17 protein-coding genes and 1 pseudogene are annotated in these 15,375 nt (G+C 46.4%); 6 read left to right on the forward strand and 12 right to left on the reverse strand.

The annotated features are described in order from the left end of the window. From DW720_RS09350 to DW720_RS15980, 4 genes and pseudogenes are all read left to right on the forward strand, one after another. Window positions 1-2,022: a hypothetical protein gene (locus DW720_RS09350; RefSeq protein WP_107001145.1), complete on the forward strand. Its 2,022-nt coding sequence runs from the start codon at window positions 1-3 to the stop codon at window positions 2,020-2,022. Window positions 2,023-2,488: 466 nt separating this feature from the next. After that, complete coding sequence (locus DW720_RS09355; RefSeq protein WP_107001144.1) at window positions 2,489-3,244, forward strand: 4Fe-4S binding protein; 756 nt, start codon at window positions 2,489-2,491, stop codon at window positions 3,242-3,244. Window positions 3,245-3,499: 255 nt separating this feature from the next. Continuing rightward, a pseudogene (locus tag DW720_RS15975) lies at window positions 3,500-3,682 on the forward strand (zinc-ribbon domain-containing protein); the annotation flags it as partial. A 45-nt stretch (window positions 3,683-3,727) separates the two neighbouring features. Next, entirely contained in the window at window positions 3,728-3,925 is a 198-nt protein-coding gene (locus tag DW720_RS15980) for a zinc-ribbon domain-containing protein (protein WP_279221246.1), read from the forward strand. A gap of 66 nt (window positions 3,926-3,991) precedes the next feature. On the opposite strand, the gene DW720_RS09365 is transcribed toward DW720_RS15980, so the two are convergent. Further along, window positions 3,992-4,330, reverse strand: coding sequence for a helix-turn-helix domain-containing protein (locus DW720_RS09365; protein ID WP_107001143.1), 339 nt, complete (start codon window positions 4,328-4,330; stop codon window positions 3,992-3,994). A gap of 120 nt (window positions 4,331-4,450) precedes the next feature. On the opposite strand from DW720_RS09365, the gene DW720_RS09370 reads away from it, so the two are divergent. Continuing rightward, window positions 4,451-4,687 carry a hypothetical protein gene (locus DW720_RS09370; RefSeq protein WP_107001142.1) on the forward strand — a complete coding sequence of 79 codons (237 nt, stop codon included), beginning with the start codon at window positions 4,451-4,453 and terminating at the stop codon, window positions 4,685-4,687. Between the two features lie 90 nt (window positions 4,688-4,777). Here the strand turns inward: DW720_RS09370 and DW720_RS09375 are convergent, their stop codons facing one another. From DW720_RS09375 to DW720_RS09385, 3 genes are all read right to left on the reverse strand, one after another. After that, entirely contained in the window at window positions 4,778-6,283 is a 1,506-nt protein-coding gene (locus tag DW720_RS09375) for a recombinase family protein (RefSeq protein ID WP_118749559.1), read from the reverse strand. Window positions 6,284-6,368: 85 nt separating this feature from the next. Further along, the gene (locus tag DW720_RS09380) at window positions 6,369-6,557 is read right to left on the reverse strand and encodes a hypothetical protein (RefSeq protein WP_118544239.1); all 189 of its coding nucleotides are present in this window, start codon (window positions 6,555-6,557) and stop codon (window positions 6,369-6,371) included. A gap of 631 nt (window positions 6,558-7,188) precedes the next feature. Further along, on the reverse strand, window positions 7,189-7,626 hold the full coding sequence (locus DW720_RS09385) for a sigma-70 family RNA polymerase sigma factor (RefSeq protein WP_147355508.1): 438 nt from the start codon (window positions 7,624-7,626) through the stop codon (window positions 7,189-7,191). A 198-nt stretch (window positions 7,627-7,824) separates the two neighbouring features. Between DW720_RS09385 and DW720_RS09390 the strand changes: the two genes are divergently transcribed. After that, window positions 7,825-8,085 carry a hypothetical protein gene (locus DW720_RS09390; RefSeq protein ID WP_118749561.1) on the forward strand — a complete coding sequence of 87 codons (261 nt, stop codon included), beginning with the start codon at window positions 7,825-7,827 and terminating at the stop codon, window positions 8,083-8,085. A 1-nt stretch (window position 8,086) separates the two neighbouring features. Here DW720_RS09390 and DW720_RS09395 read toward each other — a convergent pair whose 3' ends face one another. From DW720_RS09395 to DW720_RS09430, 8 genes are all read right to left on the reverse strand, one after another. Beyond that, window positions 8,087-8,707 carry a hypothetical protein gene (locus DW720_RS09395; protein WP_118749562.1) on the reverse strand — a complete coding sequence of 207 codons (621 nt, stop codon included), beginning with the start codon at window positions 8,705-8,707 and terminating at the stop codon, window positions 8,087-8,089. 51 nt (window positions 8,708-8,758) lie between these two features. Then, window positions 8,759-10,381 (reverse strand): recombinase family protein, encoded by a 1,623-nt coding sequence (locus DW720_RS09400; RefSeq protein ID WP_118749563.1) that lies wholly within the window; start codon window positions 10,379-10,381, stop codon window positions 8,759-8,761. A gap of 107 nt (window positions 10,382-10,488) precedes the next feature. Then, entirely contained in the window at window positions 10,489-10,674 is a 186-nt protein-coding gene (locus DW720_RS09405) for a hypothetical protein (RefSeq protein ID WP_004849804.1), read from the reverse strand. A 270-nt stretch (window positions 10,675-10,944) separates the two neighbouring features. Further along, window positions 10,945-12,285 carry a virulence-associated E family protein gene (locus DW720_RS09410; RefSeq protein WP_118749564.1) on the reverse strand — a complete coding sequence of 447 codons (1,341 nt, stop codon included), beginning with the start codon at window positions 12,283-12,285 and terminating at the stop codon, window positions 10,945-10,947. Then, entirely contained in the window at window positions 12,170-12,910 is a 741-nt protein-coding gene (locus DW720_RS09415; protein WP_118749565.1) for a CHC2 zinc finger domain-containing protein, read from the reverse strand. The genes DW720_RS09410 and DW720_RS09415 overlap by 116 nt, the downstream gene beginning before the upstream one ends. A gap of 47 nt (window positions 12,911-12,957) precedes the next feature. After that, window positions 12,958-14,430, reverse strand: coding sequence for a MobQ family relaxase (gene mobQ, locus DW720_RS09420; RefSeq protein WP_182436540.1), 1,473 nt, complete (start codon window positions 14,428-14,430; stop codon window positions 12,958-12,960). Between the two features lie 2 nt (window positions 14,431-14,432). After that, window positions 14,433-14,750, reverse strand: a complete 318-nt coding sequence (locus DW720_RS09425) for a DUF3847 domain-containing protein (protein ID WP_182436539.1) — start codon at window positions 14,748-14,750, stop codon at window positions 14,433-14,435. Between the two features lie 286 nt (window positions 14,751-15,036). After that, window positions 15,037-15,240 (reverse strand): hypothetical protein, encoded by a 204-nt coding sequence (locus DW720_RS09430; RefSeq protein WP_004614949.1) that lies wholly within the window; start codon window positions 15,238-15,240, stop codon window positions 15,037-15,039. Between the last annotated feature and the right edge of the window lie 135 nt (window positions 15,241-15,375).

Below are 15,375 nucleotides of genomic sequence, written 5' to 3' on the forward strand. Positions count from 1 at the left end.
ATGGCTATAACATATGATAAATTTTTTAGAATTACGAACTGCGATACTATCATATTTTTAGAAGATGATTTTGCGTTTAAAAATAGCAAAGAAAGCCTTTTTTATGGACTGGCAAGATTAAATGGTAATAGTCGAGAAAGATTGTATGTTGAATTAAAGGATGCAGGCGCAGATTTTGTAGATGAATTGCAGGAATATAGTGCCACTGTGAGTGGTTATATAGAGGCTATTGATTGGGAAAATGAGATACCTAGGGATGATATTGAAACGTTGTTCTCAATTATTGAAGGAGGCGGTCAAGATGGTGGCCTCATAGGAGTAAAACTGCGAAAAAATTATGCAAATATTGACGTAAAGGACATGGTAAAGTTTGCTTCAATATTGAATCAATACGGGTTGGGTGTTCAGATTCCAAGTTATTTTGAACAAATCTTCAATGATTATATTTATAATGATGGTGAATGGAAAAAATACAAGATATATACAAATTTTAACGCAAAAACGAAAGATTCCTTTGCGAAGGACTTGAATGAGTATGGCCAAGCGAATAAAACGATAATATGTATCATTGATAATCAGTTGGAAGAAGAACAAAGAGCTAATGAAATTCTACAAGAAATTGAACAAATTAATGAGAATGGTAGAAAAAATATTGTTGCTGCTATTTTGAGTTCTAAAGAAAAGGAAGAAAAAATTAGCAGTAAAGTTTTTGCAGAGCATGTGTCAAAGGATGCACCAGATGGTTTGCAGATTGCATTGGCTAAGAGTGCATATAGTTTGCTACTATTCAAGTTGAAGAATGTATATCAGAAGATATTAGAAGAAGCTTTTGATGACGCTATAGTAAACAAGGACATTGCATACTATTTTGCTAAGATGGCATCTAATGAAGGTGTTACAAATTATAAGGTAGTAACGGATTGGCTCAATTTACTATTTCAATATAAACTTAACGTAAATAATGAAATATTTGATATTATAAGGCTTACTCAAATGATGGATATATTGAATGATGAAGATATTCAATATTCAAGTGAAATGCAAAAATTGAATACATTTGAAGCGTTTGATTTAAGCATTAATCAATATTACCAACCTCCGGCTGCCGGCGATATTTTTAGAGATAGTAACGGGAATTATTATATTCTTGTAGGACAAGATTGCGATCTAATGATTAGCCAATCGCGTAGTGGAAATAACGCTGTGATAGAATTGGTTAAGGCTTCGGTTGTTAGTCAAAAGGATATTGAAAAATATGAGAAAAATTTGGAGTATATGTATGTTAATAATTTTAGGGAGTCCGATACAGAGCAGCCGAAAGGGTTAGAAATCAAATATTCATCAAGGGTATATCTTGATAATGTAGTTATACGATTATGTTGTTTTAATAAAGACGGAAAATGTAAAATAAGTTTAAACGAAAAACTTGATCCTGTAATACAGGATATAATATCGCCATACTTGTGTGATACATATGTAAAAATCCAACAGTTTTTGAGAAATATAGATGAACTTAAACAAACAGTTGGTGATAAAATGAATGCGGTTCTGGAGTCGGAATTTTCGCCGCGATTAACATCTATCGTGCATTATGAAAAAGATCAAGATGGTTGCATAGAATATCCGTATAGAAGAATTGGCCGATTGAACAGAAGCTATGTATTGTATTTGTATAAATTGTTCTTAGAATACAGAGGGAGACATCCGTTTGATTGTATTAATTTGACACGCCATGCAAGCTTAACAATACCTGTGGTTGGCAGTAATATAGAACTTCCGATAGAAGTGATTTTGTCCACGAATCGGGAGGATAATAGAAAACACTATTGCAAAAAATTAGATTGGTATATATATCCAAACAATTTAGAACAGGTAATAAAGGAATTATTTAATGAAGCTGTTCAAATAAAAGATTCGAAGTTACTTGTTTTGACAGATAGTGAAAATAACATAGAATGTACTGGTAATAAAAAGATAATCCTTACTAAAACTAAAAAAGGTGTACAACTTCAGTTGAAGTGACATGCAATAAGTGTCGAGATGCTCTCTATAGTGGGGAGGTTTACCTATCCCCACTATAGAGATAGAAATAATTTCGCAAAAGCTACCAGTTTCGCTATTTAGTATAAGAAGTAACTTTCACCGCATGTGGAGACGGTAGTCTTGATGTCAAGAAAATAAAATCAAGTGCCAGAAAGCGGTGTATTTCCGGGCTTTTTCGGAGGGTTGGATTTGAAGCCAGACTTCCGAAAAAGCTCGGTTTTCTTATATTGAAACATATCTACTGCAAAAAGTGTGTCAGGTTGTAACCTCGGATTAGATGTCACGATTTGAGACAGTGGATTAGATGTCAGGCATTTTGGGATGATTTTTGGAAAATGAAAACGGATGACAACCAATCCGGCAACTCGACCATTTTGGGTGTTTGTAGGCAATGGGATAGATGTGAAGGAAAAGCAGATTAAATCGGAGGTCAGAAAAATATAAAATGAACAAATATAGAATTATTTTTAGCCCAACAGGTGGAACTGAAAAGGTAGCAAATACGATGACAAAATTCTGGAATGAAGTGAAAGACATAGACCTTTCAAAAACAGATTTGGATTTTAGTTCCATTTCATTAACAAAAGAAGACATAGCTGTGATTGCAATGCCTTCTTTTGGTGGAGTAGCACCACAGCTTGCATTAGATCGGCTTGCGAAGATGAAAGGTAATCAGTGTAAGTGTGTGATTGTTGCTGTATACGGAAACAGAGCATATGAGAATACGCTTGTACAGATGGAAGATTATGCTGTTAAAGCAGGTTTTCATGTGATTGCAGCTGTATCAGCAGTTGCGGAGCATTCTATTTTGCATCAGTATGCGACCGGAAGACCGGATGAAAATGATGACAATCAATTAACTGAATTTGGTAATCAAATATTAGAAAAAACGGGAAGTGGTAATGAATCTACGCCAAGCATTCTGGGGAATAGACCATATAAAAAATCTAGTGCAGTTCTGATTCCAAAAGCAAATGCTTCATGCTCTGGTTGTGGATTATGTGCGGATAAATGCCCTGCAGGAGCAATTGACAGGAAAAAGCCAGGAATGACAGATAAAAGTAAATGTATTTCATGTATGCGGTGCGTAGCCGTATGTCCAAAGCATGCTCGGAAGGTAAGTGGCTTTATGACGGCAGTTGCGGGTATGGCAATTAAAAAGGCTTGCTCAGTCAGAAAAGAATGTGAATTGTTCATATAAATCGAAATTTATCGACAACTCCACTTATTTTATATCCTGCATATCTCCATATTTATCTTTCAGACTTTCTATTCCGCTAATTACAGAGAGGAAACATGATTGATCTGTATCCATTTCAAAAGAGAGAACATTATTAATGTCAGGCCTTTCCTGAGATTTACCCTTTACCGTTGCATGTCCAGAAGAACCCATTGTTAGGGTAAATATTAAATCGTTTTCTAAGAGCAGTGCATACCGATATGTTCCGGTGCGAGAGTGATTGCAGGGATTAACGATTTGGCGACATTAGAGCCGCTACTGGAAAAGCAGTGGTCGGAAAAGAATAAGATAAAACCGACAGAAGTTTCTATTGGTTCTCATAAGAAAGTGATTTGGAGATGAGAGAAAGGACACGAGTGGGAAGCTGCTGTTAAGAGCAGGACAATAAATAAAACAGGTTGCCCGTATTGCAGTGGGTACATACTCCTGAAAGGGTTTAACGATTTGCAGACAACACACCCTGAAATTGCTTCGGAGTGGTCGGAGAAGAACTTGCCATTGAAGCCTGATGAAGTAAATGCAAAGTCGAGGAAAAATGTCTGGTGGAGATGCAGTAAATGCGGTAACGAGTGGAAATCTGTTATCAATGCCCGTGTGAAAGGTACGGTATTGCGGTATGGAAAAATCCCATACCGCAGATAGTATGTTAGGTGAGATGGTACAAAGTTATACTGTCAGAAATAATATTTTCAAAAAAATTAGAAGATGTTAATCTGTCAGTTTGTTTTCTTCACCCCAAACACAAAGCTGATCTAACACTACCATTAGTGACTTGCCACGTTCCGAAAGACAGTATTCCACCTTGGGTGGAATTTGAGGATATTCAGTACGGATAATCAGTTTGTCAGACTCTAGTTCCTTGAGATTGGTACTTAATGTTTTATCGGAAATTGTTTTCAGATAACGCTTCAGCTCATTGAACCTTACAGTTTTAAATTCCATTAAACAATAAAGAATGACCATTTTATGTTTGCCGGAAATCAGGGACAAGGTGTAAGCAAAGCCTGTATCTTCAAAATTGGCATTTTCAATGTAGTTTTGTATCATTACACTTTCTCCTTGGATAGTACCTATCATTTTGACCAGTACTTGAAATTCTGAATTGATTGGATATAATTATAAGCAGGATAAATAATTCTGTCAATTTAATTTTAAGGAGAGATTATTATGAGAACAAAGTTGAAAATTACGGAAGGAATTTTTCCTATGCCAGTGTTGATGGTGGCAACTTATAATGAGGACAACAGTGTGAATGTAACTGCCGATGAGAGCGTTATGGTAGACGGTAAAATTGATATTTCCAAGGTAAATGCCATTGCATTTGACCCTTATGCTCATGGTTACTACAAGGTTACAGAGCGTGTGGGTGAAGCTTTCAAAGATGGGTTAAAACTGAAAAAGTAAAGCTACAGGAAAGAAAAATTGATTAAGAGAAGATTACATCGCTTGACAAGGGCACACAGCCCTTTGTCGTGTGCGATGGATAAGTAAAAGTCAAATTTTCCACTCAATCGAAACGTGTTCATCGGTTGCGCGGATCTGTGAGATCAGGCCGTCGGCAACCTGCCGCCTGTCCTCGAAGTCAATTTCTTCCCATTGGTTGAGGTAGACCGACAGCCGTTCGATTTGTTCCGGGGACATGGTTTCCGCCGACAGCGCCGCGATCTCTTTTGTCAGGGCTTGGCGGCGTGTGTCCAGCTCCTCGATTTTGCTGTTGGCATAGGACAGCAGCACCGCATTGGCCCCGGTCAGAGTATTCAGCAGCTTTTCAATCTCGTCCTCCACGCGGGCAAGCTCCATGTTCAGCGCGGTCAATTTGGGATTGACCGTTTCCCGCTTTGCCGTCAGCGTCTGGAACTCGGACAGCTTCTTGACCATTTCGCCGTACAGGAACCTTTCAAATTCCCGTGTACGGAGCGTCCCGCAGCCGTCACAGCTTTTACTGTCGGCCCGCTTGGAGCAGCGGAGATACTGAACGCCTGTAGGATTGCCGACGCTCATAAGCGCGTACCCACAGCGGCCACACTTGACCTTTCCGGCAAGCCATGTGTTCTTTGCCTTGCGCCCGCCTTGGAACGTCTTGTTCGCCATGAGCTTCTTCCGGCAGCGCAGCCATGTATCAGACGATACCAGCCCCTCGCTGGGAGCAAGAACAAGTATCTGATCTTTCAGGTGCTTGTTTTTTCTTTCCTGCACATCCCGGCCCTGATAGAGATAGCAGCCGTTTGTCCCGGCAAAATCCGTGGCTTCATTGACTACCACCGTACCCTGGCTTTTGAAGAACTCGTACATATCGAGGTCAGCCTGCGCGTAAATGGGGTTTCTCAAAAGCTGGGAGATAAAGCCCCGTTTCATTTCCTTACCGTAGATCAGGATACCCTCGTCGGCAAAGTAGCGGGCGATGTCCCCGAAAGAGGTTGCGGGCTGGGAGTACATTTCAAACATCAGCTTTGCAATATCTGCCGTTTCCGGGTCAGGCTTCATCATTTTTGTGCGGATGCCCTCAATGGTGGTCGGCTCCAGTTGGAAGCCGTAGGGGGCCGCGCCGCTCATGTGAAAACCGTGCTGGCAGCGGGAATAGTAGGCATCGGTCACGCGCTTCTGGATGGTTTCACGTTCAAGCTGGGCGAACACAATGCAGATATTCAGCATGGCCCGCCCCATCGGGGTGGACGTGTCAAACTTCTCCGTGGAAGATACGAACTCAACATTGTATTCCTGAAAAGTTTCCATCATGGTTGCGAAGTCCAGAATGGAACGGCTGATACGATCCAGCTTGTAGACCACCACGCGCTTGATCAAGCCCCGGCGAATATCGGCCATCATTTCTTGGAACTTGGGCCTGTCGGTATTCTTGCCGGAATAACCCTTGTCGGTGTATTTGCGGAAATTGCCTCCTCTCAACTCATACTTGCAGAACTCGATCTGGCTTTCAATGCTGATACTGTCCTTGCGGTCAACGGACTGTCTGCCATAAATGGCATCTTCACGAATAATCATTTGGTGCTCCTTTCCGTGTAGGAGCTACCAAACCTTACACCTATATTATACCTCTGGCAGCCCCGCATCTCAAGGATGTCCCGCATTAGTGCATCTGCGCCCGTCCCGGCGCATACTTCACAAAGACCTCATACAGACAGCTTTCAATTTCACGCTTGCGCTTGTCCCGTGCTTTGGGAGAGAGCATCGGGGTCAGGTTTTCCACGGTGATGGATTTGCCCTGAAAAGACGCGGTTTTGACTTCCTTGTGATAGCCGACTCTTGCCTCCGTCATCTGAAAACCTCCTATAATAATCAGCGGTGTGAATAGATTTGATGGTTTCCCGTTGTCCGTGGGGAAACGTGAAAGGACGGCACAACAGCGCCGTCCTTTGACCTTGCCCCACTTCTGGCCACGATGACCAGAAGCAGCGGGACAGTTGTTTTCCGTTTCAATCCACAAAAGAGGGAGCCGCCGCGCCGGAATGGTTTGGGCTGTCATAAGACAGAAAGGCCCGGTTGGACGGCTCCCTGTATGATTGTTGTGTGCCGTATTTGCCACGCATCCCCGGCACGGGGAGTATTCCAGACCGCCGATGGCTTCGGCTGCATAGCCCCACAGTACCGCTGCCCGTGGAGGGCTGGCGCATACCGCAGGGACTCCCCCTCAAGTCTGTGGGAGGGCGTGAGCAAGTTTCATTATCCTCCGCGCTGTCCTCGCGCCCGGTTTGCCAGCACCGGGTCAAAGGCTGCGTTGATCGCTCGGCCAGCTTGTCCATCACCTCCTGAACTGGCTGTCGTGGCGGCGCACCTTACGTCGCTATCACGCGGATTTCGTATCGGGAATACTGTCTATTCAGTTTTCAAGGTGAGGAAGAAAACTCCTCTCACCTATCAGGAGGTTTCGGGGGCAAATGTACTCCCTCTTACAGAGATTTTTTCAAAATATTTTTCATAGCGGCCAGCCCGCGCTCAATGGAGCAGCAGATGCGGCTCCGGCCAACGCCCTCGGCTGCCGCGATCTCGGCCTTGCTCATGCCGAGAAGATAGTGCTGGTACACACGCCGGGCCTGCGTGGGCGGGAGCTGGGTCAGCGCGTCATAGAGGGCAAACGTGGTTTCCCGCGCCTCAATGTACTCGTCCGGGGTCATGGGCTGGCGGAGCACGTCGGCCTCAAAGCCGGGATCGGTGTCCAGCGAGCACTCGCCATTTCTGCGCTTCTGCCGCTTGTAGCTGTCGCACAGGCGGCCTCCCATAGAGAGGGTGGCGGCGATCTCGTCCGAAACTTCCAGCATCACATTTTCGGTCATATAGGGGTAATACCGTTTCAGGTTGATAGTCGTCATAATTGTCCTCCATTTCAAAAGGTGGTTGGTGAGTGCGGATTGAAATGGAGAACAGGCGGCCCCCGGCACCTTGGAGCCTCTGGCCACCGTGACCAGAAGCAGGGGCATATAAAAACGCCCGCACAGCATGACGCTATGCGGACGCGAGTAAATAAAATTCGTGTTACATGATGTTTAGTTTCACTTTCGAGGCCGGACTGCTCCGATGGAGGGGCTATGCTTTTTTTAGCTGGTGCAGATCATGAACGCTATGGAAAAGTAAAATGGACACGGCAGATTAACCTCCAATCGGCTACCGTGTCCCTGCAAGTCGTCATCAGTTTGTGCAAGCGCAAAGAAACGGCGGCTCTGAAATTCAAAGCCGCCGTTTCATATAGGCGTGTTGATGGGACTGCTGTACGACGGCTTTTTTTCTTTTGCCGTCGTGCAGCAGATTTGGCAGAGTTAGTGCAACGCTTTATTACAGGTTATAGTTAATTTATTCATACTTCTTTCCAACCACATATATTGGCAACAGCACACCGCAAAGGAACATAGCCAAGAAAACATATTTCCCTATGTTTTCCCATACATCTGCTACAATGCTGCCCGCCACGATGTTGATAATCGGGAATAGTATCATACACAGGCACAAACTCAAGCGGAGAGTTCTCACAATATGTGGCCAGTTGCGATTATTGAATTTTACTCCCGGCACATTCATGCGGAATGGGCCATCATAAAAAATGTTTACACTGTTTTCATCATAAAAGCTTGATAACTTAGTGCGGACGAAGCAGCAAAAGTACGCGCCGAATACCGCACTTAGAAGCGCAAGCGTTTCCAAGGTTTCCATGCAGGGCTGCGCCGTTGTATAGTTCAGAAATGTACCGATACAACAAATCAAAAGGGAAAATCCGTAAAAGACAATCCACTTGCTCTTTACATGATATGCCCTTTCAGGGCTTTCGTCCGCATAAATGATTGCCGTCTTAACAATATCCTCAACTTTATCAGGTTTTAGTACATCATCGTTCGGCAATCTCTCACACATCAAAAGTTCCGTAACGGAAACATCCAACAGATTTGCCAGCGGGATCAATAGAACGGTATCGGGCAAGCTAACTCCCGTTTCCCTTAATTAAAGATATTGTTGGGTAAAAAAGAAAGGTCAGTCGATTTTGCCGATGAAGCGGTAGTAGATTTCTACTTCCTGCTCACGACTTCCGTCCTCGCCCTTGACAGCTTCGTGGACGGTTATTTTTTCAATTAGAGTGTTCAGAAGTTCGGCGGTCAGCTCCACAGGGTTGACATACTGTTTCATTAGGGCAATCCACTTTTCAGCATCCGCTGCGGTCTGTACGGCGGCTTCCATCATTTCGTGAAGCTGTCTTATTTTTGTTTCAAGCTCCTTTTGCTCGTTCTGGTACTTCTCGGACAGCATATTGAAGTTATACTCGGTTATGCGTCCGGCAGACCAGTCCTCATACATTTTAGCAAACAGCCCGTCAACCTCGGCTTTACGCTTCTCTGCCTTTTTCAGCTCCGCAGCCTGCTTTTTCTTCGCAGAGTTTCTTTCCCTGTCGCTGGCATTGAGTAGCCGTTTCAGCAGCTTGTCCTCGTCTTTCTGTACCATCATAGACCAGTATTGCAGTCTTGCAAGCACATAGGCATACAGTACATCATAGCGGATATAGTGCATGGAACACTGGCGTAATCCCTGTCCGTTCTTGCTGCAATGGTAGTACCCGTATGGGTTTTTGTTCTGCTTGTTTTCCCCATAGGCTAAAGACCATCCGCAGTCTGCACATTTTATCAATCCTGCGAAAATCTGTGTCGTACCGTTTCTGCGTTTCCTGCGTCTGCTTGCAATCAGCTCTTGAACTTTTTGGAACACTTCTTCGGAAATGATGGCTTCGTGGGTATTTTCCACACGATACCATTCTTCCTGCGGCTTCCGCACCTTTTTCTTGTTCTTGAATGAAATGTTGCTCTGCTTGTTGTGAACGCTGTGACCGATGTAGGTTTCCTCTTTCAAAATGCTCTTGACCTGTGCAATCGTCCACGCATAGGCTTTTTCTGCGGGCGCACCGGCGTAGATATTGGCGAAAGTCCCGTATCTTTCATAGTTCAGCCAGCCGGGGGTAGGTACTTTTTCCTCCACCAGAATCCGTGTAATGCTGGCGGCTCCACGCCCGTGTACAGCAAGGTCAAAAATCTTCTCTACAATCCAGCGTGTTTCCGGGTCGATCAGAAGATGACCTTTTTTGTCCGGGTCTTTTACATAGCCCAGCGGTGCATAGGCTCCATAGTGTGCGCCATTGGCAAATCTTGTGTGCATGGCAGCCTTGACCTTTTTGCTGGTCTGTCGGGCGTGCATTTCATTCAGGATGTTTAAGAACGGTGCAAGCTCGCTTTCTCCGTTGATGGTGTCCACATTGTCATTGATGGCAATGTAGCGTACTCCCTTGCTGGGGAAATAGATTTCCGTGTACTGACCGGTCAGGATATAGTTTCTTCCCAGACGGGATAAGTCCTTTGTGACAACGCAGTTGATTTTCCCGTCTTCGATGTCATCAATCATCCTTTGGAAACTTGGACGCTCGAAATTTGTCCCACTCCATCCGTCGTCAATGTACTCGTCTACAACGGTCAGCCCATGCTCTGCGGCATACTGTCTAAGCATCATGCGCTGGGTCTGGATACTGCCGCTTTCCCCCTGTAATTCATCGTCACGGCTCAATCTCAAATATAGTGCAGTGTTATAAATCGTTGTATTGTATGGTTGTTTCACGGTTAAAAATCCTCCTTCTAAAAGAAACAACCCACGCTTATACAATACTCGCTGGTACAAGTATATCATAAGCGTGGGCTGATTGACAGTCGTTATTCCGTATTTTTTCAGGAAGCGGCGGCAGCGTGCTGGATCACATCTTCCAGCAGGCTGTCAAGCGGCTTCCCATCCTGTGCGAAATGCTCCGATACCTTGATACGGACTTTCCCCATGACAAAATACTGGGTGCCGTCTTTTTCGGTAAGCAGGGTGCCGCTGTTTTTGTTATTGCTCTCGTTTTTGCTTTTTGCCATAGGCAGTTACCTCCATAAATGAAATATGCCCGACAAGGGAATGTCAGACAGGTGTACAGCCGCAGACTGTCTCCGTGTCAACCAAACCGTGTCAACCGGCAGAAAAGACTTTGAAAACAATCCATAGGCGCTCTATTATTACTTTTTACTTTTTCTTTGATTTCTTGGTTGACATGGTTGACAAAGGAGAGAAATGCCCCAAATATCAGGCTTTTCCCCGTCAACCGGCTGTCAACCAAAGCGTCAACCAAACTGTCAACCGGTGGCTTTTCAGAATGGAAGTTCCATTTGCCGGGCTTCTTCTTCCGTGATTTCCTGAAAACCGTCCCCCTCCGGCGGAGCTTGGTTGACACGCTCCCAGCCTTTTTGAGAACCGTATTTCTTATACCGCTTCGGGCTTTTGTAGGCTACCCAGCCCTGTATGATGCCGCCCGCAATGCCGGTATTCATAATCTCGCAGATTGCCCGTGTCTCCCAGTCTGCCGGGGAATTTAAGTTCCCCAATGCTTCCTCATAAAGCTGCTTGGAGCATACCCTGTCGCCGGTGTAGTCCTCCAAATAGGCGTAGATCATGCCAGCCTGTGTGTCCTCCTGCATGAAGTCCTGCTGATGGGCGTTCAGGTATCGGTTCATTTCCATGCTGAATGACAGCTTATACTTCCCACTGCGGTAAACCGTCATGGCTTCCGCCCACATCTGTTCGATATACGCCCTCGCCGCCGCTTCATCGTCCAGTATGTGAACCTCCGCCCGTTCCGGGTACACCGTCACGGGGAGAAAGCGCCGGTTGCCGGTGCGGTCACGGGGTAAAAAGTCCTGCCGGTTGGTCGTCCCTCCAAATACACATTGCCGCAGCCGGTCTGCCGGATGTGTCTCATACGGCACTTTGTAGGTTTCTTTCTGGCGGCTTAAGAATGACTTGATTTCCTCAATACTCTTGGCGTTGGCTGTGGCGATCATCTCCGACATCTCGATAATCCAATGCCCTTGCAGCTTGCGGTACACATTTTCATCGTCCAGCTTCTTCAAATCGTCTGAAAACCATTCGTCCCTGCCTGCCAGCAGCCGGAAAAAGGTAGATTTCCCGGCTCCCTGACCACCAACCAGACAGAGCATGACCTCAAACTTGCTCCCCGGTCTGAATACCCGCCGGATGGCTCCCATCAGGAACAGTTTCAAGGCTTCATAAGTGTATTCGTCCGTATCGGCTCCCAGAAAGTGATGCAGGGCGTAACGGATGCGCTCTGTGCCGTCCCATTGCAGGTTGTTCAGGTAATCCCTGACCGGATGGTAGCGGTTTTCATTGGCAACAATCTTGATGGCGCTCTGCACCTTTTTCTCGCTGGTAAGCCCGTAATTTTCTTCCAGATACAAAAGCAGGTAGTTCATGTCCATGTCGGTCAGCGTGGTACTGGTGCGCTCCCAGCCCAGCGGCTTCACAATGTCAATCTGCTCCGTCAAAAGGTTCAGACGCAGTGCCCCACGAAACAGCGGGTCACGCTGGAACACCGTCAGGCAGTTTCGGATGCTGTTCTTCACGCCGCCTTTCTGCGTCCCCTCTAACGTCTCCCGGATTTCTTCCGGTGTCTGCGCCGGTTCCATTGTGTCCATCGTCCTTTTGACCGCTTCCTGCGTTTCCGGCGGCAAGCTCTGAAATTCGCTGTTCAAGCCGCAGCACCTCCTTTCCCTGTGCGGCGATCAATGCCGCTTTTTCTTCTATTTCTCCGTATAACAAAATATCCAAAAGGTATTCTGTGTAGCTTATCCTCTGCAACGCTTCCACAAAAAGAGGATGCCAGATGGCATCCTGCGGCTGTGGGGCGTGTGCTGTTTTCCAATGCTCCAGCAGGCGCAGATAATCGCATAGCACCCGGAAACAATACCGTTCCGTTTCCTGAAATCTCTGCTCCGCTGATTTTTGTCGGGGCTGTGACCTGTTGTGACGCTTCCTATCTGGCGGCGCATTGCCGGATTTCTCATAGGAAACGCCGAAGTCCTCCGCAAGCCTGACCGCAGCTTCCCGTTTCCCCAATCCATGCAGCAAAGCGGCAAAGTCGATCACATCCCCGGAAGCCCCGCAGCCGAAGCAGTAAAAGCGGCTGTCCACTTTCATGCTGGGCGTGCGGTCATTGTGGAATGGACAGCAGACCATGCCGTTTCTTCCCACCCGGATTCCATAGAATGAAGCAGCCTGCCGGGTGGTAACAGACTGTTTCACCGCTTCAAATACATTCAAATACTCCCTCCATAAAAATACCGGTAGCGGTAAAGCTGCCGGTTATATCATAGCTCCATCTCATGTTTCTTTCTCTGTACTGCCTGTGGCTGCTCCCTCCGGCGCAGTGCGGTATCTACGGCGTTCTGCACCTGCCGCAGCCGTATGACTTCCTCCCGGAGTGGCTTGTGCTGCGGAGACAGTTCGGCATACTCTGTTTTTAACTGTGCATATTCCTGTTTCCATGCTTTCAGGGCAATGGGTTTTCCGTCCAGTTTTTCTTTCAGAATACGGCGGGCGGCATAAAACAGCCGTAACTCCGCATCGTGGGATGTTTCAAATTTCTCCCTCTGTTTCTTAAACTTGATATTGTTCAATTCCGTATGGACAGGTTTTAGCCGCTGGTAATTCTCGCCCTCCCGTATCAATTCCTGCAATTCCTTTATCCGGGCAGATTTCTTTTTCATGGAGCCGCTTAATGCTTCAAATTCTTCACTGACAGAGGAAAGACGCTCCTGCAAATCCTCTAATGTGAGCAGCTTGTTTTCCGTCAGATAATTGACGGCTTCGGCAAACTGCTTTAAGTTTCCGGTTCTGGCTTTATTGCTCCATGCCCCTGCGTTGCGCTGGTTGTAATAAGCGATCAGCAGGTCGGCAAGGCTCGGTGTCTGGGGTTTGGAAAGTTCTTCTTTTACCTCTGCCATCCAGACAAACAGGGCTTTGATCTTCTTCCTCACATCCTGCATGAGCCGGTTGGTGGCTTTAATCCAGCGGTTCAGTTCCCCTTTCTCGGTGCGGATGCCCTTTGCTTCCATCTGCCGGACATTAGCTCCCTCGTGGACAGTAGGTATCAGGTCAAGCCCCTGCCGCACATAGGAACGGTGGTCGATACGCACATCCAGCCCTTTTTCCTCAAATTTTGTATTAACGGCAGCCGCCCACTGCTCCCGCCAGTGTTCCAGCGTTTCCGGCTCATGCCAGTCTGTTGTATGGACAGCGTTAAACATATAATCGCCGTTTTTATCCCGGATTCGGTTTCCATCTTCATCAAGAAGATATTCCCGACGCTGTTTTTGTCCCCATGTGCCATCCGGGTTCAAAGGGCGCATGGTTGTCATCACATGAAAATGCGGGTTAGGGATGCCGCCGTCCTCTTTCTCCGGGCTGTGAAAAGCAAGGTCGGCAATCATGCCTTTTGTCACAAACTGCTCCTGTACGAACTTCCTCGCCAGCTCCATGTTTTCTTCCAGCGTCAATTCATTCTGCATGGCAATATCAAAGGAATAGGCAAGCTGTGCTTTTGGATGTTTCTCGCAGTTCTCCACAGCATTCCAGAGGGTCGCCCGGTCAAGATATATTTCCGGCGCATGGGGCGGCAGCATGATTTCCGAAGCGATCACGCCGCCCTTTTTGGTGTAGTCGCTGACTTCTCCATAGTAGCTGCTGTAAAGACGCTCCCCGGCTCGGTAGGCTGCGCTGGCAATGGCGCTCTGACCGGCGCTGCGCTTGATCTGTGCGATTGAAAAATGATAAAGTGCTATCCTTAGTCACCGCCTTTCTCCTGCCCGGAAATACGGGCGTGGTTCTCTGCGGCAGACCGGATGAAATGCTCCGCCTGCGGCAGATTCAAAATGCTTTCCATGAGGGAATAAAATTCCGCTTCGGATAGCTCCTTTGTCTGTGGTGCAATGCTCTCAATAGCTGCCCCACGGGTAATCAGCCGGTGCGTCCTCTGTTTCCGGGAACCGCTTTCCAGATACGCCTGCCGGTTTTTCAAACGCTGCATTTTCCGTTTTTCCTGTTCCAGCAGGACAGTGGTTTTTTCATATTCCTGCTTCAACTGTTCCAAAGATTTTTCCATGTTCTCACATCCTTTGCTGATAAGATAAAGAAAGACCATCCGCAGACAGTCCGTGTGTCAGTGCTTCTATAAAACCCGATGAAAAGGGAAAACCGCAGAGCGGATTTCTCTTTGCGGCGGGTACACAGGGGATAGCCGCTTTAGCGGCGCAAGGGGGTGCAGCCGCCTTGTCGGAGCGAAGCGAACGCAGACCTCGGATTGCTGATTTTATCAGCGGCAGAGGTAAGCTCCGCAGGACGCACGATACATGGTCTTTAGACTATGTATAGAAGTGCGCCCTTAGTTCCTAAGGGATTTTTCCGTTTCCGGCAGTCTTGTCCTTTTTCTTGGAACGCTTGGAAAGATACTTCGGGCAGTCAACCACAACCGCCCGGAAGCTCTGTTTACATTCGTGCTGGCATTTCCGGCACAGTTCGTTGTAAGTGATACGGCTGCGGTCATTTAAGAAGAAAGACCATTCCAGCCGCCGCTTGTTGCTCATTCTTGCCATAACCGGCTCCTTTCTCCGTTTCTATCTGATGTACGCAGATAGGCTGTTTTGGTGTAGCGTCTCGGTATCATTTTTAAGGTTTTTTCTCTCTGTATGCCCCTTTGGAAAGTGCGGCAGTATTGCAGTCAGGGAATG

The sequence above is a fragment of the Clostridium sp. AM27-28 genome, assembly GCF_003480955.1.
Classification (GTDB): Bacteria; Bacillota; Clostridia; order Lachnospirales; family Lachnospiraceae; genus Otoolea; species Otoolea fessa.